The organism is Massilia aurea (assembly GCF_040790145.1).
GTDB classification, from domain to species: domain Bacteria; phylum Pseudomonadota; class Gammaproteobacteria; order Burkholderiales; family Burkholderiaceae_D; genus Telluria; species Telluria aurea_C.
The window spans coordinates 94103-114872 of the sequence record NZ_JBFMMP010000011.1; the positions used below are offsets into that span (position 1 = coordinate 94103).

Annotated in this window: 8 protein-coding genes; 4 read left to right on the forward strand and 4 right to left on the reverse strand. The window is 64.4% G+C overall.

What is annotated here, in order from left to right; translation table 11 throughout:
* A complete protein-coding gene (locus AB2N08_RS15800) occupies positions 1-4149 on the reverse strand; it encodes a YhdP family protein (RefSeq protein ID WP_367611624.1) in 4149 nt (1382 codons plus the stop codon).
* A gap of 207 nt (positions 4150-4356) precedes the next feature.
* On the opposite strand from AB2N08_RS15800, the gene glnE reads away from it, so the two are divergent.
* The 4 genes from glnE to map all read left to right on the forward strand — a co-directional run bounded on the left by glnE (position 4357) and on the right by map (position 14471).
* On the forward strand, positions 4357-7104 hold the full coding sequence (gene glnE, locus AB2N08_RS15805; RefSeq protein ID WP_367611625.1) for a bifunctional [glutamate--ammonia ligase]-adenylyl-L-tyrosine phosphorylase/[glutamate--ammonia-ligase] adenylyltransferase: 2748 nt from the start codon (positions 4357-4359) through the stop codon (positions 7102-7104).
* Between the two features lie 310 nt (positions 7105-7414).
* Positions 7415-10288 (forward strand): TonB-dependent receptor domain-containing protein, encoded by a 2874-nt coding sequence (locus AB2N08_RS15810; RefSeq protein ID WP_367611626.1) that lies wholly within the window; start codon positions 7415-7417, stop codon positions 10286-10288.
* A 410-nt stretch (positions 10289-10698) separates the two neighbouring features.
* On the forward strand, positions 10699-13548 hold the full coding sequence (locus AB2N08_RS15815) for a TonB-dependent receptor domain-containing protein (RefSeq protein WP_367611627.1): 2850 nt from the start codon (positions 10699-10701) through the stop codon (positions 13546-13548).
* A 155-nt stretch (positions 13549-13703) separates the two neighbouring features.
* On the forward strand, positions 13704-14471 hold the full coding sequence (gene map, locus AB2N08_RS15820; RefSeq protein WP_367611629.1) for a type I methionyl aminopeptidase: 768 nt from the start codon (positions 13704-13706) through the stop codon (positions 14469-14471).
* An 87-nt stretch (positions 14472-14558) separates the two neighbouring features.
* Here map and AB2N08_RS15825 read toward each other — a convergent pair whose 3' ends face one another.
* From AB2N08_RS15825 to tkt, 3 genes are all read right to left on the reverse strand, one after another.
* A complete protein-coding gene (locus AB2N08_RS15825; protein WP_367611630.1) occupies positions 14559-17303 on the reverse strand; it encodes a TonB-dependent receptor in 2745 nt (914 codons plus the stop codon).
* Positions 17304-17665: 362 nt separating this feature from the next.
* Complete coding sequence (gene gap, locus AB2N08_RS15830; protein WP_367611631.1) at positions 17666-18676, reverse strand: type I glyceraldehyde-3-phosphate dehydrogenase; 1011 nt, start codon at positions 18674-18676, stop codon at positions 17666-17668.
* Between the two features lie 90 nt (positions 18677-18766).
* The gene (gene tkt / locus AB2N08_RS15835; RefSeq protein ID WP_367611632.1) at positions 18767-20764 is read right to left on the reverse strand and encodes a transketolase; all 1998 of its coding nucleotides are present in this window, start codon (positions 20762-20764) and stop codon (positions 18767-18769) included.
* Positions 20765-20770: the final 6 nt, after the last annotated feature.

Consider the following 20770-nt stretch of genomic DNA (forward strand, 5'->3'; position numbering starts at 1 on the left):
TCACTCCTTCTTGGCATCAGGGCCGGCTGGGGCTGCAGGCGCGGCAGCGGTCACATCGGGCGGATTGGCGATCTTGGTAATGGTCGGCGATTTCCACGGTCCTGTCACCTGCATCTGGTACGTGAGCGCCTTCATCACCGGCGCGCGCAGGAACAGCTGGGCGAGGTAACCGCCCAGGCCCAGCACCGGATTGACCGCCAGGCCATACACCAGCGGCCCGGTGCCCAGGTTGAACTCGGGGATCACCACCACGCGCAGATTGGTCGATTCATTGGCGATGTCGGCCGTGCCGTTCATGAGGACGGTGGCCGCCACGCCATGCATCTTGAGGTTATCGGTGCGCACCACGCCGCGCGCGATCATGGCGTTGGCGGTGATGCCATCGAACGCCAGGCCTTCCGAGAACACGTCATGGAAGTCGAGCTTGAGCAGGCGCGGCAAGGCTTGCAGGCTCAGCACGCCCAGCAGCTTGGCCGCGCCCGGGTCCTGCTTGAGGAACTGGCCGGACTCCACGTTCATCTCGATCTGGCCCGACAGGCTCGGGATGTCCATCGCATACGGCAGGCCGGCCCACGAGATATCGCCGCGCAGGTAGCCATTGCCGCGACCAATGGTGTCCGGGAAACCCACGCGATCGAGCAGGCGCCCGGCATTGTCCATGTCGAGCGAAAAATTCAGGCTGGTATTGCTCTTGCCATCCTTGGTCAGCCAGCGCCCCGACGCCTTCAACTTGCCATCCGGATTACTCAGCGCGATGCGGTCGATGCGCCATTCGCTCCCGGCCAGTGCGCGCACATTGCTGGCATTCAGTTCCAGGCGGCCGAGGTTTTTATTGAACAGCTCGAACCGTTCGGCCACGATGTCGAGCGACGGGATGCTGGCCGTGGCGCCCTTGTTCGATTCGAGCAGATCCTTGACCTCGGCCTCGGCGGATTCAGGAATCACGAGCGAGGCCAGGCGCGCCGTGACCTTGCCCAGGCCGCTGGGCGTCTCGGCCCAGGTGAGGTAGCCGCTGGCCTGGCGCGAATGCAGGTTGGCGCGCCAGGTGTCGCCCACGTGGGTCGCGCCGATGACCACGTCGGCCACGCGCCGCTCGCCGACTGTCAGTTCGCTGACCCGGCCGGCCACCACCGTCGGCAGCACATATTGGGTGAAATCGGCGCCGCTCGCCGGGGCCGCATCGGCTGCAGCGGCCGGGGTATTCGCATCCATGCCAGCAATGGCGCGGCCCGCCGCCAGCCACTGGTCGACATTGAGCGCCTTCATGTCCAGGTGCGCCATCAGTCCTTCATCCGGGCGCGGCGCCGGCACGTTCACGCCGATGCCGCCGTGGGTCACGCGCCAGGCGCCCTTGCCCTGCTTTTCGCGCTCGTAGCGCGCCGCCAGGCCCTGCCCCACGCCGACGCGGATGACGTCGCGCGCCAGGCCCTCCACGGTCGGCTCGCCCTCGAGCACGAAGTGCAGCGGCAGGGTCGCGTCCTGGGCCTTGTTCAGGGGCGAAGGCAATGTCACCCCCAGGCCGCCCAGTGTCGAATCGACCGTGATCGTGCGGTGGCCGCCCTTGACCACGATGTCGCCGCGATACGGTGTGCTGCCCGACAGCCGTTCGGCCAGGCGTCCCAGCGCCGGCGCCGGCGCGGTGCGGCGCATGCCCTCGGCCGACAGCGTGCCGGCCAGCGTCACGCGCGTGCTGCCGTCGGGCGCCGTGCCACCGCCCACGGCCAGCGGCGCGCCCAAAAAGTCGGCGCCGATGCCTTCCAGGCCGAAACCGTGGTCGTGGAAGGCGATTTTTCCCTGCGCATTCTGCAGCGGCGGCAACTCGGGGAACAGCACCACCTCGTTGCCCAGCAAATGCAGATTGCCCTGCACCTTGGCCTCGTTCAGGTGCGACAGCGGCAGGCGCAGTTTGAGGTCGAGCCTGGCGTTGCCGGTGCCGCGCGTGTCTTCGGTGAAGTTGCCGATCCAGCCCAGCACCGGCGTGGCCGCCACGTAGCGCAAGAATTCCTGCAGCGGCGCGGCGCCCATGCCATCGATTTCCAGCATCATCTTCTCGTGCGCGCCCAGGTCGGGGATCACGGCCTTGACGTTCGACAGCCCCACGCCCAGCGTGCGCAATGTCTTGCCATTGATTTCCATGCGCGCGCGGTCGAACACGATGCGCCCGTCAATGGCTTCGGCCAGCGGCCACAGCGGCGTGCCGTCCGGATGGCGGTGGCCGGGCGCGTATTCGAGACGGGCGCCGGCCAGGCGCCCGGCCACGCGAAATTCGCCACGGGCGCGCTCGGCGGCATTGGTCGCATGAAACGGGAAGTGCGCCAGGTCGCCGCGCAGGCGCAGCGTGGTGTCGTGCAATTGCCCGCCCTGCAGCGCGCCGACCAGCCAGTCATGCAGGCTGTGCGGCGTCGCCAGTGGCAAAAAGCTGCCGATCCGGTCGATCGCAAAACCGTCGAGGCTGCCGGTGAAGTCGGCCTTGCCGGGCCCGTGGCCGGGCGTGAGCGGCAGGATGTGACGGCCCGAGAGCGAACCGGTGAGCGCGCCCTGGACAAAGTCCAGCGCCTCGACGTCGACCTGCAACTCGCGGCCGGGCTCGAGCTGCCAGCGCGCATCGAGCGCCAGCCGGTCGAACGGCATGCGCGGCTCGGCGAACCAGGCCGGCAGGTTCAGGGCAAATTGCTGCGAATCGAGCTTGACGCTGCCGGCGCGCTCGTTGGCATCGATGTGACCGCTCAGGTTCTCGAAACCCGGCGTGGCGGCCTGCCCCGGGCGCGCGGCCTGGGGTTTGAGCGCCAGCCCGGCCACATCGCCACGAATGCGCCAGCCGGTCACGCCCGGATAGCGGCCATCCCATTCGACACCGACATCCTGCAATTGCCCGCGCGGCGCGTAGTCGGCCAGCAAACCGCGCTGCACCGGCGAAATCGGCAGGTACTGGGCCAGCGCCGCCAGTGCGCCGATGTCGAGGCCCTGCGCGCGCAGCGTGCCACGCTCGGGCTTGCCGGCGGTGGCCGGACGCCAGGTCTGTTCGAGCGTGGCCGGCGGCAAGGCGCGGCCATCGCGCGCCACCACCGTGAAATTGTCGAGCCGCATCGAATGGCCGTTGGCGCCGAAGGTCGGCTTGCCGTCGACCTTGCCAGGCAACAGCGTTTCACGCGCGCTCAGGCGGCCCGACACGCGCGCCAGCGCCAGCGGCGCGATGTCCTTGCCGAGGCGTGCATTCACGCCCGCCAGCGCCAGGTCGGCGGTAAAGCCCGCCAGGCGCGCCTGGTCAACGTTGATCCAGGCGCGCAGCGAACCGCGGCCCCGTTCGAGCTGGATCGGATAGTCAACAAAACGCTTCCAGGCGCCCAGGTCGACGTCGCGCAGGTCGGCGTACAGTTCGCCCTTCCAGCGCGCGACGTCCGACGGTCGTTGGCCGAAGCGGTGCTTGAAACGCGCGCGGATGTCGATCGGGCTGCCCAGCCGCGCCGGTGGCGTGGCGGTCAGGGACACGTGGTGTGCATCCCAGCGATTGAGCAGCGCCAGCGTGACGCCCTGCAGCGCCAGCGGCGGCGTGCCGCGCAGCTCGTCGACCCAGTCGACGCGGCCGTCGCGGATCACGATTTCACGCTGGCGCAGCAGCCAGTCGGCGCCGGCGCCATCGCCCTGCGGCTGATCGAGCCGCACGCCGGCGACGACCAGCACGCCGTCGCGGCCGCGCCGCACGGCCAGGCGCGGGCCGATGATTTCCAGGGAAGCAAAACGCGGCTCGAGCGCGGCCACGCTCCACCAGCCAACCGTCGCGTCTACTTGCGGCAAGGCGAGCACCTGGCGCCCCTTGCGGTCGTGCAGGCGCACATCGCGCAGCGACAATACGGGCCGCATGCCGTGCCAGGACGCGGTCAGGCGCGAGATCGTGACGCGGCTGCCGATGGCTTGGCCCGCCGCGCGCTCGATGTCGTTCTTGTACAGCTCGATATTCGGAAGGATGGCGTAGCGCAGCACCAGGAACAGCACGGCCAGCGCGAAATACACGAGCAGCACCAGCTTGATGGCAAAGCCGAGCACGTGGTGCGACGCCAGGTTCGCGAAGCGATAGCACGCGCGAAACCGGCGCCAGCGCGCGGCCACCGGCCGGGACGCGGACGCCGCCTGCGGATCCGGGTTGTGCATCAAGGTGCTAATAACAAAGGCTCGCCGAAAAATGTACAGCTTAAAAAACAGGTCGCTTGCATGCGCTGCGGCGTCTACCTTACCATCGGTGCTGACCCGGGCAGCGTCGACGGCCTGTGAGCGGGCCATTCTAACGCATCGACTGCCTGCCGGCCCCGACTAACGGCCTATTGAAGCGGCCGCCCATCGCGTTTCCCAGGATCAACGATGACCGAAGTTTCCCCTGTAGCACAACCAGTCCCTGCAAGTGTCCCTGTGACTGCGTCGCGTTTCGTCGCGCGCTGGCTGAGCGCGGCGCCCGAGCGCGCCGGGCAGTTGGCAAGCTTGTCCGCATTATCGCTGGCCGACACCGATTTCCGCGCCCTGCTGGACGGCGAGCTGGCCAGGGGTTTGCCGCTCGAACGCGCCATGCGCCGGGTGCGCAACCTGTTGATCTCGACGATCGTCGCGCGTGATCTCGGCGGCCAGGCCGACCTGGACGAGGTCGTCACGGCCATGACGGCGTTTGCCGACTTCGCGATCCAGACCCACGTGGCCAGCCTGATGGCCGAGCTGGTGGCGGCCCACGGCATGCCGGTCGGCGACGAATCGGGCCGCCCGCAGCACCTGATCGTGCTGGCCATGGGCAAGCAGGGCGGCGGCGAACTCAATGTGTCGTCGGACATCGACCTGATCTTCGTGTACCCGGAGGACGGCGACACGGCCGCCGCGCCCGGCCAGCGCCAGTTGTCGAACCACGAATTCTTCATCCGCCTGGGCCGGCGCCTGAGCGCGGCGTTGTCCGAAGTGATCGAAGACGGTTTCACGTTCCGGGTCGACATGGCGCTGCGCCCCAACGGCAAGTCGGGCCCGCTGGCGGCCAGCTTCGGCATGGTCGAGGAATACCTGATCGTCCAGGGCCGCGAATGGGAACGCTATGCCTGGGTGAAGGCGCGCGCCGTCACGGGCGAGCCGGCCGACATCGCGGCGCTCGACGCCATCGTGCAGCCGTTCGTGTTCCGGCGCTATCTGGATTTTGGCGTGATCGACGCGATCCGCACGATGCACGCCCAGATCCGCGCCGAAGTGAAACGCCAGGAACGCCTGCACCCCGAGCGCAGCCACAACGTCAAGCTGGGCCGCGGCGGCATTCGCGAAATCGAATTCCTGGCCCAGGTGTTCCAGCTGATCCGTGGCGGGCGCGACCCGGCCCTGCGCGAACGCTCCACGCGCAAGACGCTGGTGTTGCTGGCCGAGCGTGAGCTATTGACAGTCGACACGGTCGAACGCTTGCTGGCCGCCTACACCTTCCTGCGCAACCTCGAACACCGGGTGCAATACCTCGAAGACGCCCAGACCCACACCCTGCCGGTGAGCGACGAAGACCGCCTGAGCGTGGCGCGGATGATGGGTTGTCCCGATGAGGCCACGCTGCTGGCGCGCCTGGAAGAACAGCGTACCTTCGTTGCGCAGCAGTTCGACGCCATCTTCGCCGACAAGGAAGCGCCCGACCAGGACCCCGACGCGCCGGCCCTGGCCGACGACCTGGACAACCTCGATGCGCTGGCAGAGCGCCTGGCGTCCCTAGGCTTCAACGACACCCGCGCCGCCGCCAGCCGCTTGACCACGACGCTGCAGGGCGCGCGCCTGGCCAGCCTGCCCGACTTCAGCCGCGTACGCCTGCTGGCCCTGGTCGAAGCCGCCCTGCCCCTGATCGCCACCGTCGTGACCGACGCCGGCATGGGCAGCCACGCCGCCACGCTGGGCCGCCTGCTCGACCTGTTTGAGGCGATCGCGCGCCGCTCGGCCTACCTGGCGCTGCTGACCGAATACCCGCACACGCTCGAGCGCGTGATCCGGATGATCAATGCCAGCGGCTGGGCCGCGACGTTCCTGACCCAGCACCCGATCCTGCTCGACGAGTTGCTGGACGACCGCAATGCCGGCGCCGAAGCCTTGCCGCAACTGGCGGCCACCCTCGACGCGCAACTGACCGATGCCGCCGGCGACACCGAGCGCCAGCTCGACATCCTGCGCGAAACCCACCATGCGCAACTGTTTCGCCTGCTGGCACTCGACCTGGCCGGCGAGCTGTCGGTGGAGCACCTGGCCGACCACCTGTCGGCGCTGGCCGACACCATCGTCGGGGCGGTAGTCACGCATGCCTGGCGCGCGGTCAACGGCCGGCACCGCGAGGTGCCGCGCTTCGCCGTCATCGCCTACGGCAAGCTGGGCGGCAAGGAACTGGGTTACGTGTCCGACCTCGACGTCATCTTCCTGTACGACGACGACGACGGCGACGCGCCGCCCCTGTACGCCAAGCTGGCCCAGCGCTTCATCACCTGGATGACGGCGCCCACGCCGGCCGGCATCCTGTTCGACATCGACATCGCCCTGCGCCCGGACGGCGCGAGCGGCATGCTGGTCTCGTCGATTGCCGCCTTCGAGCGCTACCAGAGCGACGCGGCCTGGATCTGGGAACACCAGGCGCTCACGCGCGCGCGCTTTTGCGCCGGCGACGCCGCCATCGGCGCGCGCTTCGAGGCGATCCGCGAGCAGGTGCTGCGCAAGGATCGCTCGACCCAGGCGGCGACCCTGAAAAACGAGGTGGTGCAGATGCGCGCGCGGATGCATGGCGCGAACCTGAACCGCAGCACGCAGTTCGACCTCAAGCACGACGCCGGCGGCATGATCGACATCGAGTTCATCGTGCAATACCTGGTGCTGCGCCATGCACATGCCTACCCGCAGCTTACTGCCAACGCCGGCAATATCGCCCTGCTGCACCTGTGCGGCGAGCTGGGCCTGATCGACGCGCTGCTGGCCAGCCAGGTGGCGGCCGCCTACCGCGCCATGCGCAAGCTGCAGCACAGCGTCCGCCTGCAAGGGCACGACAAGACCCGCGTCGAGCCGGCCCAGGTGGGCACCCATCCGGACAGCGTGCTGCGCCTGTGGCATGCCTGTTTTAGCGATTGATGCTATGCGCACCACCCTGGTGCGCATGGTATTCCTCCGCACTACCTCCACCCAAAAGCATGTTTTATTGCACGGTAAAAGTACGTACGTACTGCTGACTTTTTAGTCATTTAATTTCTTTTTGTTAACTGTTGTATTTGCCACAGATTCGCCCTCCTCGCTTATTGACACCCGTTAACACGGGATGGTTTGATACCTGCGGTGCATGCACTACCGACAAGCGGTATCGCCCTGGCTCGGGCATGCACTGGTTACACCGATCAATCATAAAAGTCCGCTTCACACCCGTGGGGCGCAGTATGGAGAGCACATGCAACAACGTACCAAGATCGCATTAGCCGTGGCGCTTGCGCTGCCCTCGTTGACCGCCATCGCGCAAGAAGCTCTGCAGCGCGTTGAAGTGACCGGTTCCCGCATTCGCCAGGTCGATCTGGAAACGGCGCAGCCGGTCCAGGTGATGAGCCAGGAACAGATCCAGAAGAGCGGCCTGGTCACTGTCGGCGACATCATCAACAGCATGTCGTCGGCCGGCGTGCCGGCCTTCTCGCGTGGCTCGTCGCTGGGCGCAAGCCGCGAACAGGGCGGCCAGTTCCTCGACATGCGCAACCTGGGCGCGCAGCGCCTGCTGGTGCTGGTCGATGGCAAGCGCTGGACGCAGTCGGTCAGCGGCTATACCGACATGTCGACCATCCCGTCGGCACTGATCGAACGCGTCGAGATCCTGAAGGATGGCGCCTCGTCGATCTACGGTTCGGATGCAATCTCGGGCGTGGTCAATATCATCCTGAAGAAAACCATGCAGGGCGGCCAGGTCAGCGTATACCACGGCCAGAACGAAGAAAACGACGGCAAGACCAAGGATTATTCGGTCACCTACGGCGCCGGCGACGACAAGGCTTCGCTGCTGTTCGGCCTGACCCACACAGACCAGGGCGGCGTCTGGGCGCGCACGCGCGACATCACCGCCACCACCAACGGCCCGACCCGCCCGAATTCGGCGCTGGGCAGCGGCCCGTGGGGCCGTATCCGCCAGGTCAGCCCGACCGGCGCCGTCACGGGCTTTGACCGCGTGCTGAACCATAGCGGCGGTCCGCTGGGCGACGGCACCGGCCAGGATTCGCGCAATCCGGCCAACTACCACACCTTCACCAACGCGCCGGACGACCTGTTCAACTCGACCAGCCAGATGCACTTCCTGACCCCGAGCAAGCTGACGTCGCTGTTCGTCAAGGGCGAAGTCGAGCTGCCGGCCAATATGCGCTTCAAGACCACCGCGATGTACGCCGACCGCAAATCGTCGCGCACCGTCGCCGGCTATCCGCTGAGCTCGACCTCGCAAGCCAAATATCCGGTGTATGTCGACAAGGACAGCTACTACAACCCGTACGGCAACGCGGTAGCCGGCGCCGGCAACGGCCAGGACCTGTTCTTCTACCGCCGCACGATCGAAGTGCCGCGCGTGACCGACAACAGCAACCGCAGCCTGCACATCGACGCCTCGCTGGAAGGTGAATTCACCATCCGCACCCTGCCGTGGAACTGGAGCGTCGGCTACAACCACAGCAAGGTCGACGGCCAGGTCACCGGTTATGGCGACCTGAACCTCATCAACCTCAAGCGCGCCCTCGGCCCGTCGTTCATGAATGCCTCGGGCGTCGTCCAGTGCGGCACCGCCGCCGCGCCGATCGGCCTGGGCGAATGCACCCCGTGGAATATCCTGGGCGGCCCGTCGGCCTCGACCCCGGAGGCGCTGGACTACGTGATGGCGACCGCCCAGGCCACCTACAGCTCGGTCGTCAACAGCGCCACCGCCGACCTGTCCGGCGAACTGTTCACGCTGCCGGCCGGCGCGGTTGGCATTGCCGGCGGTATCGAACACCGCGAAGTGCGCGGCGACGACGTGCCGGGCCAGTTCGAACGCTCGGGCTATTCCTCGAGCCTGGCCGGCAATCCGACCTATGGCCGCTACACCGTGCGTGAAGCCTACCTCGAAGCGAATATCCCGCTGCTCAAGGATGTGCCGTTTGCCCAGCTGCTCAGCGTCAACCTGGCGTCGCGCTATTCGGATTACTCCAACTTCGGCTCGACCACCAACAGCAAGGCCAGCTTCATGTGGAAACCGGTGCGTGACGTCCTCACGCGCGGTACCTACGCAGAAGGCTTCCGCGCGCCGACCCTTGGCGACACCTTCGGTGGCGGCTCGCAAACCTTCGCCAGCTACCTCGACGCCTGCGACAGCGTGGTCGGCGAAGCGGCCGTCAACCCGACCGTGGCCCAGCGCTGCGCCGCGCGCGGCGTGCCAGCCGGCTTCCGCCAGAAGAACCAGACGGGCGCCAACGTGCCCGCCACCGGCGGCCAGACGCCGTTCCCGTTCACCACGGGCGCCGGCAACAGCTTCCTGCTGCCCGAAACCGCCAAGACCCGCACGCTGGGCCTGGTCCTGAGCCCATCGAGCGTGCCGGGCCTGTCGGTCTCGGTCGACTGGTTCAACATCAAGATCGACAACCTGATCACGGGCGTGTCGGCCACCGACACGATCGAAGAGTGCTTCCTGTACAACGTGGAAAACTTCTGCTCGCTGATCACCCGTGACGCTAGCGGCCAGGTGGTCGATCTGCAGATCGGCAACACCAACCGCGGCAAGGTCGAGACCGAAGGCGTCGACCTGGCGATCAACTACCGCATGCCGCGCACGGCCTGGGGCCAGTTCGGCATCCGTAGCGAAACGACCTACACGGACACGTACAAGCAGCAGTCGACCCCGGATTCGGAATGGGTCGAATACGCTGGCGAATACGACACCTTCCGCGTCAAGTCGAACACCTCGCTCGACTGGAACATGGGCAACTGGAGCGCGACCTTCACGGCCCGCTTCTACAGCAGCCAGAAGAACCGCTGCTTCTCGCTGACCCTGCCAGGCGAATGCTCGGACCCGACCGCCAAGACCAGCTGGGGCACCGGCTACACCCGCGCCAAAGAGATGTGGTACGGCGACCTGTCGATTGGTTACGCCCTGCCGTGGAACGCCAAGCTGCTGCTCGGCGCGAACAATATCTTCGACAAGAAGCCGGTCATCAACTACAGCGCAGCGTCGGCCACCGGCGGCAATTCGTCGTCGTCGGCAGTGAGCCCGGAACTGCCGATCGATCGCTTCGTGTACGTTCGATACAATCAAGCGTTTTAAGCCAAGTTGATGTAGTCCGCAATTTAATTGCGCGAAAAGCCCGCCCGGCGCAAGCCGGGCGGGCTTTTTTGCGTCTGGCCAAACTTAGATCAGCAAATAACCGCACAGTCAATTACATGTGGCATCTGAAAATAGTAAATACACATTTCTGCAACAAAACTGTCACATTCTCACCCTAATGGTGCGTATGCATTGACAGCGAAGTCCTGCGAATGGTTTTATTGCTGACTTGAAAAGTCGTTTAACCAAATTAGTTGGCGTTTTTCAGCGAGTCGCCCCGCGACATTTTTCGGTGGCAGGTCCTTATCCAGGTCCCGCCGCGCATACACCCCTAGGAGTTCTGCAACATGATGGAAACACTCTTGTCCCGTTCGGTCCGCGCTATTTGCCTCGGCGGTATGACCCTTGGCATGACCGCCGCGATCGCTCAGGAAGTTGCTGCGCCACAGCGCGTCGAAGTGACCGGTTCGCGTATTCGCCAGGTTGACCTGGAAACGGCGCAGCCGATCCAGATCATGAGCCAGGAACAGATCCAGAAGACCGGTCTGGTGACCGTCGGCGATATTCTGAACAACCTGTCGTCGGCCGGCGCGCCTGACTTCTCGCGTTCGGGTTCGCTGACCTCGAACACCGAAGCTGGCGGCCAGTACGTCAGCCTGCGCAACCTGGGCGCAAACCGCCTGCTGGTGCTGGTTGACGGCAAGCGTTGGACCCAGACCGTTGCCGGCTACACCGACTTGTCGACCATCCCGTCGGCGATGATCGAACGCATGGAAATCCTGAAGGACGGCGCTTCGTCGATCTACGGTTCCGACGCGATCGCAGGCGTGATCAACATCATCCTGAAAAAGAACATGCAGGGCGGCCAGCTGTCCCTCTACACCGGCCAGAACGAAAAGAACGACGGCAAGAACAAGGACTTCTCGCTGACCTACGGTGCCGGCGATGAGAAAGCGTCGCTGATGTTCGGCCTGTCGCACACCGAGCAAGGCCGTGTGGGCACCCAGACCCGCGCCATCACCTCGACCTCTTACGGTCCAGAGCACCCATTCGACGGCCTGGGCGCTGGCCCATGGGGTCGCATCACCGCGGTCAACCCACTGACCGGCGGCTCGCTGACCAGCGCCGCAGCTGGCGGCTTCAATCGCTACCTGAACCACACCGGTTCGTATGATGGCGCAGGTGTCGGTGCGAACTCGCGCGACCCGAACAGCTACCACGCTTACACCGGCAACAACGACGACAAGTACAACTCGAGCCAGGACATGGACTTGCTGTCGCCGAACAAGCTCGACACGCTGTTCGTCAAGGGTGAAGTTGCCCTGCCGAAAGACATGCGCCTGAAGACGACCGCGATGTACTCGCAGCGTCAGTCGCTGCGCCAGATCGCCGGCTACCCACTGCAGTCGACGTCGCAGGCCAACTACCCGGTCTACATCGACAAGGACAGCTACTACAATCCGTACGGCAGCAGCGTCGTCGGCGCCGGCCTGGGCCAGGACCTGTTCTTCCAGCGTCGTACCATCGAACTGCCACGCACGACCGAAAACGAAAACCGCACCCTGCACATCGACGCCGCCCTCGAAGGCGACTTCATGGTTAAGGACCTGGCGTGGAACTGGAGCGTTGGCTACAACCACAACAAGGTCTCGGGTACCGCTACCGACGCTGGCAACATCAACCTGCTGAACCTGAAACAAGCTCTGGGCCCGTCGTTCATGAACTCGGCCGGTGTCGTCCAGTGCGGTACTGCCGCCAACCCGATCGGCCTGTCGTCGTGCACCCCATGGGACATCCTGGGTGGCCCGTCGGCATCGACCCCTGAAGCGCTGGCTTACGTCAACAGCGTCGGCACCAAGACCTACAACTCGACCATCAACAGCGCAACCGCCGACATCGCCGGCGAACTGTTCCAGCTGCCAGCTGGCGCAGTGGGCGTCGCAGTCGGTATCGAGCACCGCGAAGTCAAGGGTTCGGACGTTCCTGACCAGTTCTCGCAGTCGGGTTACTCGACCAACCTGTCGGGTCAGGCAACCTACGGCCGCTACACCGTGCGTGAAGCGTATGCCGAGCTGAACATTCCAGTGCTGAAGGCCATGCCGTTCGCAGAACTGCTGAGCTTCAACCTGGCAACCCGCCACTCGGACTACAGCAACTTCGGCGTGACCAACAACAGCAAGGCCAGCTTCATGTACAAGCCGGTCAAGGACGTGCTGATCCGTGGTACCTGGGCTGAAGGCTTCCGCGCTCCAACCCTGGACGACGTGGCAGGCGGCGGTTCGCAATCGTTCGACACCTTCACCGACCCATGCGACGCCGTGTTCGGCGAAGCATCGCGCAATCCAAGCGTGGCAGCACGTTGCACCAGCGGCTTCAATGGTATCGCTGCAACCCCGCTGAACTACCGTCAGCTGATGCAAGCTGGCACCCCGATCACGAGCTCGAACGGCACCCAGTCGCTGGTCGCCTTCAACTCGGGCGCCGGTAACGAGTTCCTGACCCCGGAAACCGCTACCACCAAGACCGCCGGCTTCGTCTATAGCCCGTCGTTCGTGCCTGGCCTGTCGGTTGGCCTGGACTGGTACAACATCTCGATCAAGAATCGCATTACCGCGATCAGCGCATCGTATGTTGCCAACGAGTGCTACATCAACGGCAGCGCCAACTTCTGTTCGGCAATCCGTCGTGACCCGGTCACCGGCCAGATCAGCCAGCTGTCGCGCGGTAACGCCAACCTGGGCGAAATGGAAACCGAAGGTCTGGACCTGGCAATCAACTACCGCCTGCCACGCACCGCCTACGGCCAGTTCAGCTTCCGTAACGAAACCTCGTACGTCGACAAGTTCCGCACCCGCAGCGGCGCTGACTCGGAGTGGAACAACTACGCCGGCGAGTATTTCTACAACCGCGTGAAGTCGAACACCTCGGTCGACTGGGCAATGGGCAACTGGAGCGCCACCTGGGGCTTCCGTTACTACAGCCCGGTGAAAGACCTGTGCTGGGACAGCGATGTCGAGTGCAACCTGCCAACCTGGGAAGGTCCTAACGGCACCGGCGCGAACAAGCTGGGTTCGAACATCTTCCACGACGTGAGCGTTGGCTACAAGACCTCGTGGGATGGCCGTTTCCTGGTCGGCGTGAACAACGTCTTCGACAAGGGCCCGCGCATCGTGTACAGCACCCAGGCATCGGCTTCGGCGGTTGACGCAGACATGTCGCTGGACCGCTTCTTCTACGTCCGCTACACCCAGAACTTCTGATAGAACGGGGCCGCAAGGCCCTGTCCTGAGAAGCTCTCCGAATGCCCGCCCGGCCTAGCCTGGCGGGCATTTTTACTTCCCCCCCCTGCCCGCCAGGCGCGGACGCTGTATCATGGCGGTTTGCCTGCGGCGCCGCCGCGTCACTCCCTCCCCGTATGACCATCAAACTCAAGAACGCAAAAGACATCGCCAAGATGCGTGTGGCCGGCCGCATGGCTGCCGAAGTGCTGGAAATGATCAAGGAATTCGTCGTCCCCGGCGTTTCCACCGAAGAGCTCGACCGCCGCTGCCACGACTACATCCGCAAGGTGCAGAAGGCCACGCCGGCCAACGTCGGCTACCACGGCTTCCCGAAAACCCTGTGCACGTCGATCAACGGCGTGGTGTGCCACGGCATTCCGAGCGAAAAAGACGTCCTCAAGGACGGCGACATCGTCAACATCGACGTCACCGTGATCAAGGATGGCTGGCACGGCGACACGAGTCGCATGTATTTCGCCGGCACGCCCTCGCCCGAGGCGAAAAAGCTGGTGGAAGTGACCTATGAAGCGATGATGGCCGGTATTCGCGCGGTCGGCCCGGGCGCGCGCCTGGGCGACGTGGGCCACGCGATCCAGAAGCTGGCCGAGGGCGCCGGCTACTCGGTCGTGCGCGATTACTGCGGCCACGGCATTGGCCGCGTGTACCACGAAGAACCGCAAGTGCTGCACTACGGCCGCCCGAACACGGGCCTGCTGCTGAAGGAAGGCATGACCTTCACGGTCGAGCCGATGATCAATATTGGCGCAGACGACGTGATCCAGCTGGACGACGGCTGGACCGTGATGACGCGCGACGGTTCGCTGTCGGCGCAGTGGGAACACATGCTGGTGGTAACGAAGAACGGCGCCGAGATCCTGACGCCGTGGCCGGACGCGCGCTGAACGTGCCAGCCTGACATCGCGAAGCAAAAAAAGGGCCGGATCCCGTCAAGGATCCGGCCCTTTCTGCATCTGCCTGCTACATTGCAATTAGAACTTGTAATTACCCGTCACGTACAGCTGACGGCCAAGCGGATCGGCGTAGCGCGGGTCGAAACCGACCTGGTGGCCCGACGACGCGCGCAGCGACAGCGGCGGCTTGCGATCGGCAATATTCTTCATGCCGGCGCGCAGCGTGAAGGCATCGGTGAACGCGTAGCGGCCTTGCCAGTCAAACGTCAGGAACGACGGCACGTCCAGGCGGAAGCCCGGCACGTTCACGCCGGTGTCCAGGTTGCGCACGGTGGCCGCCGCATCGACGTAGCCGTTGCGGTAGTTGACGATCAGCGAGTTCGACAGCTTGCCCGTATCGAGCGAACTCGACAGGCGGACGATGTGGCGGAACGTGACGGCGTTGTTGATGCCGAAGTAGTTCAGGCTGTTGGTGAACTCGTTGCTGGTACCCGGGCGCGTGTAGTCGGCCTTGAGCATGTAGGTGCCGTTCAGCGTCGTCGTCCAGGTGCCGAAACCGAAGCGCTGGCGGCCGGTCAGGTCCCAGTCGATGCCGCGGTTGTGCGCCTGGCCGATGTTCACCGACGACTGCAAGAACGCCCAGTAGGTGTTGCCGGTGGCAGGTTCCGTGTAGGTCTGGAACAGCGCGCGGAACTTGGTCGTATCCGCCCAGGCCTGCTGTTCGCTGACGGCGCTGACCGCATCCTTGATCTTCACGTCCCACAGGTCCAGGCCAGCCGAGAAGCGCGGCGACGGCTCGAAGCGCATGCCGACGGTGAACTGCTTCGAGGTTTCAGGCCGCAGGTTCTCGTTACCGGTCGAGAGCACGTTGTACTGCGTGGTGCCTGGACGGCACAGGGTCGGATCCTGGATCGGGCAACCCCACGACGATGCCGTGAAGCCGGCATTGACCGTTGGCTGGGCCAGGCTGAGCATGTCAGGCGCCTTGAAGCCGGTGCCGTACGAGCCGCGGAACAGCAGTTGCGGCATCGGCTGGTAGCGGGCCGAGACCTTGTACGTGGTCTTCGACTGGTCGGTGCCGACGGTGCGGCCGGTGACGCCATTGTCGATCGCCGAGATGCTGTCGTAACGCAGCGCCGCCGTCACTTCGATCTGCTTGGTCAGCGGCGCCAGCACTTCGGCGAAGGCGCCGACGTTGTCGCGCTTCATGTCGTACTGGGCTGGCGCGTTGAAGTTGTAGATCACGCCATTGACCGCATCGGCCGATGGATCCTGCTGATAGTGGTACTCGCGATAGTCCGCGCCGATGGCCAGCTGCGCTGCGCCGCCGCCGAGGGCGAACAGCTCGCGCGAACCGCGTACGTCGGCCGCCTTGAGGGTGGTCGAGGCTTCACGGATCGAACCGTGGAAGACCGAGTCGTCGATCAGTCGCTGGGTCTCTGCGCTTTGGGCGCCGATCGGTGCGAACGGATCGAACAGGCGGTTGGTCAGCATGTTGCGGAACTCGGCGTTCTTCATGTAGCCGCCGACGTAGCGCTCGTCGATCGAGTTTTCCGACCAGGTCAGCGCGCTGTTGATGTTCCAGCCGGCGAATTCGCCTTCGATGCCCGCCACCGCGTGCTTCGACTCGGTGATGGTCTGGCTGTCGCGGGTACCCCAGTCATAGGCGCGGTAGTTGCCCGAGACGGTGTTGACGCGGCTGAGCTGGGTCGCGTTCAGGTACGGCGCGACATACTGATTGAACTGCGGCGAGCCGGCCACGATCGTGAACGGCGCGGTGTTCGGCGCGATGCGCGCGGTCAGGTCGAAGCGCGAATAGGCGATGTCGGTGAAGACTTCCCAGTTGTCGCCCAGCTTCTTCGTGCCTTTCAGGAACAAACTGTCGCGCTTGTTTTCCGGGACCATCTCGACGGTCTGGATATAGTCGAACGTGCAGTTGCGCGCGGTGGTGCCGTTGTTGTTGATGCTCGGTACGGTCAGCGTCGGGCAATTGTTGTTCGCCAGCAGGTATGGCGAGAAGCCAACCGATGGCAGCGCGGCGACGCCGGCCGGATTGCGGAACGCCACGGTGACGTTGGCCGGCACCGATGCGGTGCTGGTGTTGTCGTAGACGTAGTTGGTGCCGTTGCGCGAGAACTTGCGGAACGCGGTGTTGGCGAAGTCGCGTTCGGTCGACAGGATCTGGTCCTGCTCGTCGCGGCGGTAGCTGGCCAGCACGTTCCAGCCGTCGGTGTCCATGTCGCCAAAGCCGTAGGTCGCGGCGATGTAGCGCGAACCGCCTGCTGCGCCGGCGGTCGGCTGGCTGTAGTTCGCCTCGATGTCGCCGCCCTGCTGGTTCTTTTTCAGGACGAAGTTGATCACGCCCGCAATGGCGTCCGAACCGTACAGGGCCGAAGCACCGTCGGTCAGGATCTCGACGCGCTCGACGGCGCTCATCGGGATGGCCTGCAGGTTGACCGTGCTGCCCGAACCCTGCGGCGCCAGGCGGCGGCCGTTGAGCAGCACCAGCGTGTACGCTTCGCCGATGTCGTGGATCGATGCCGAAACGCGGCCGCCCGAGTTGGTGCCGGCGGCGATGGCGCCGATGGTGAAGCCCTGCATCGCCGGCAGGGTCTGGATCAGTTCGGCGACGCTGGTCGCGCCGGTCTTGGCAATCGCTTCCTGGGTCAGCGTCTGGATCGGCAATGCGCCCTCGACGTTGATGCGCTTGATCGCGGAACCGGTCACTTCAACGCGCTGGATCGGGGCTTCCTGGGCCGCCGCATGGGCCACGGCGAAAGTCGATGCCAGGCCAAGGGCAAGGCGTACTGCACGTACGCTCATTTTCTCGTTCAACTTCATTGGATCATCCTTAGTGTCATTCATGAACGCGCCGGATCGGGGCATGTCTCTCACTGCCCGGCGTCCGGCGCCGATTCATTATGGCAACGACATTGCCGGATACCTAGACCGATATATCCGGCGATGAGCAGACGGAATCGGTGCGTGTGACACTCGATGTATTTACTTCACGTAAATTGCTGTAAAGATCAGTCAAGTGAGTTGATCGTACGGCGGCAGCCGTTGTCACGATGCACGCAATCGACACGAACTATTTACAAATCCGTTGTTAAGCTACAACCGTGCATATATAAAAAAACCCCGGAGGCCATTCGGCGTCCGGGGTTCGGTGATGCTGGCTAACGTTACTTGGCGTTCATCAGTGCGACGGTGGTGTCGAGCATGCGGTTCGAGAAGCCCCACTCGTTGTCGTACCACGACGTCACCTTCACCAGGCGGCCCGACACTTTGGTCAGGGTCGCGTCGAAGTTCGACGAGGCCGGATTGTGGTTGAAGTCGACCGACACCAGCGGCTCGGTCTGGTACGTCAGGATGCCGCTCAGGGCGCCATCGGCGGCCGTCTTCATGATCTGGTTGATTTCATCGACGGTGGTGTCGCGCTTGGCGATGAAGGTCAGGTCGACGATCGACACATTGATGGTCGGCACGCGAATGGCGAAGCCGTCCAGCTTGCCGTTCAGTTCCGGCAGCACCAGGCCCACTGCAGCAGCGGCGCCGGTCTTGGTCGGGATCATCGACTGCGTGGCCGAACGGGCGCGGCGCAGGTCTTCGTGCATCACGTCGGTCAGCACCTGGTCGTTGGTGTACGAGTGCACGGTGGTCATCAGGCCGGTTTCCAGGCCGATGGCGTCATGCAGTGGCTTGACCAGCGGGGCCAGGCAGTTGGTGGTGCACGATGCGTTCGAGATCACGGTATCGCTCGACTTGAGCACATCCTGGTTCACGCCGAACACGATGGTCGCGTCGACATCCTTGCCGCCCGGCGCCGAGATGATGACTTTCTTGGCGCCGCCCTTGATGTGGGCCGAGGCTTTTTCTTTGGTGGTGAAGAAACCGGTGCACTCGAGCACCACGTCCACACCCAGCTCGCCCCATGGGATCTCGGCCGGGTTGCGCTGCGCGAACACGCGGATCGGATCGCCGTTGACGATCATGTTGTCGCCTTCGACCGTGACGGTGCCAGGGAACTTGCCGTGGGCCGTGTCGTAGCGGGTCAGGTGGGCGTTCGACTCGGCATTGCCGAGGTCGTTGATTGCCACGATCTGGATGTCCTGTTTCTTGCCGCCTTCATAGAATGCGCGCAGGATATTGCGGCCGATACGGCCATAACCATTGATTGCAACTTTGATCGTCATGCTTGGCTCCTGATTAGAAAAAAACTTTTTTCGTAACGAACATAGTAAAACGGACTGTCCGGTGAGGGCAGTCCGTCTTCTGGCGAATGCTTACGCTGCGATAACTGATTTGGCCTTGGCAACCACGTTCTCGACGGTGAAGCCGAAGTGCTTGAACAGCACTGGCGCCGGCGCCGATTCGCCGAAGGTGTCGATGCCGACCACGGCGCCTTCCAGGCCCACGTACTTGTACCAGAAGGCGGTGATGCCGGCTTCGATGGCCACGCGCGGCGTGCCGCGGGTCAGGACCGATGCCTTGTAGGCAGCATCTTGACGGTCGAACACGTCGGTCGACGGCATCGAGACGACGCGGGCGGCGATGCCCTCGGCGGCCAGGGCGTCGAAGGCCTTGACGGCCAGTTCGACTTCGGAACCGGTGGCGATGAAGATCACTTTGGCATCCGGCGTATCGCGCAGCACATAGCCGCCCTTGGCCACGTCAGCCACCTGCTCGCTGTCGCGCACCATGAACGGCAGGTTCTGGCGCGAGAAGATCAGGGTCGACGGGCCATCCTTGCGCTGGATTGCCGCGCCCCATGCCACGGCCGATTCAACGGTGTCGCATGGACGCCAGTTGTCCAGGCCCGGGATCAGGCGCAGCGACGAGACGTGCTCGATCGACTGGTGGGTTGGTCCGTCTTCGCCCAGGCCGATCGAATCGTGCGTAAACACCGAGATCGAACGGATCTTCATCAGCGAGGCCATGCGCAGCGCATTGCGGCTGTAATCCGAGAAGGTCAGGAACGTTGCGCCGAACGGGATGAAGCCGCCATGCAGCGCCACGCCGTTCTGGATCGCCGCCATGCCGAACTCGCGCACGCCGTAGTTGATGTGGTTGCCGGCAATGCCCGAACGCACGGCCACCGATTCTTTCCAGTTGGTCAGGTTCGAGCCGGTCAGGTCGGCCGAGCCGCCCAAAAATTCTGGCAGGCTGGCAGCCAGCGCCTGGATCGCATTCTGCGAGGCTTTGCGGGTGGCGATGGTCTCTTGCTTCTCGATGCAGCTCGCAATCGCCGCATCCAGCGCCTTGGTGAATTCGCCGGACAGTTCGCCCTTCATGCGGCGCTCGAATTCCGATGCCAGCTCTGGGTGCGCGCCGCGGTAGGCCGCGAACAGCGTGTTCCATTCGCTTTCAGCCTGGGCGCCGCGCTCTTTCGCGTCCCATGCTTCATACAGGTCGGCAGGAATGTCGAACGGGATCGGATCCCATACCAGGTGCTGGCGCACGGCGGCAATTTCTTTGTCGCCCAGTGGCGCGCCGTGTACTTTGTCGCCGCCTTCCAGGTTCGGGGCGCCCTTGCCGATGATCGTCTTGCAGCAGATCAGCGTTGGACGGTCGGACGTCTTGGCTTGCTCGATCGCCGCATCGATGGCCGCGACGCTGTGGCCGTCGACCTTCGGGATCACGTTCCAGCCATAGGCCTCGAAACGCTGTTGCGTGTCGTCGGTGAACCAGCCTTCGACGCGGCCGTCAATCGAGATGCCGTTGTCGTCGTACAGCCAGATCAGCTTATTGAGCTTGAGGGTGCCGGCCAGCGATGCTACCTCATGCGAGATGCCTTCCATCAGGCAGCCGTCACCCAGGAACGCGTAGGTGTAGTGATCCACCACGTCGTAGCCCGGACGGTTGAATTCGTAGCCCAGCAGCCATTCGGCCAGCGCCATGCCCACCGAATTGGCGATGCCCTGGCCCAGTGGGCCGGTGGTCGTTTCCACGCCCGGGGTGATGCCCACTTCAGGGTGACCTGGCGTCTTCGAATGCATCTGGCGGAACGCGCGCAGATCGTCCATCGACAGGTCATAGCCTGCCAGGTGCAGCAGCGCGTAATGCAGCATCGAGCCGTGGCCGTTCGACAGCAAAAAACGGTCGCGGTTCATCCAGCCCGGATTGGCCGGATTGTGGCGGTAGTGCTTGTCCCACAGCGCGACGGCAATCTCGGCCATGCCCATTGGCATGCCCGGGTGGCCCGAGTTGGCTTGCTGGACGGCGTCCATCGCCAGCGCGCGGATCGCGTTGGCCATCAGGGTGGTGGTTTGCGTAGATTTCATGGAGAT

Bases quoted from the DNA above. Each gene is read 5' to 3' on its own strand.
- AB2N08_RS15800 (WP_367611624.1), bottom strand. From the start codon at position 4,149: ATGCACAACCCGGATCCGCAGGCGGCGTCCGCGTCCCGGCCGGTGGCC.
- glnE (WP_367611625.1), top strand. From the start codon at position 4,357: ATGACCGAAGTTTCCCCTGTAGCACAACCAGTCCCTGCAAGTGTCCCT.
- AB2N08_RS15810 (WP_367611626.1), top strand. From the start codon at position 7,415: ATGCAACAACGTACCAAGATCGCATTAGCCGTGGCGCTTGCGCTGCCC.
- AB2N08_RS15815 (WP_367611627.1), top strand. From the start codon at position 10,699: ATGACCGCCGCGATCGCTCAGGAAGTTGCTGCGCCACAGCGCGTCGAA.
- map (WP_367611629.1), top strand. From the start codon at position 13,704: ATGACCATCAAACTCAAGAACGCAAAAGACATCGCCAAGATGCGTGTG.
- AB2N08_RS15825 (WP_367611630.1), bottom strand. From the start codon at position 17,303: ATGAGCGTACGTGCAGTACGCCTTGCCCTTGGCCTGGCATCGACTTTC.
- gap (WP_367611631.1), bottom strand. From the start codon at position 18,676: ATGACGATCAAAGTTGCAATCAATGGTTATGGCCGTATCGGCCGCAAT.
- tkt (WP_367611632.1), bottom strand. From the start codon at position 20,764: ATGAAATCTACGCAAACCACCACCCTGATGGCCAACGCGATCCGCGCG.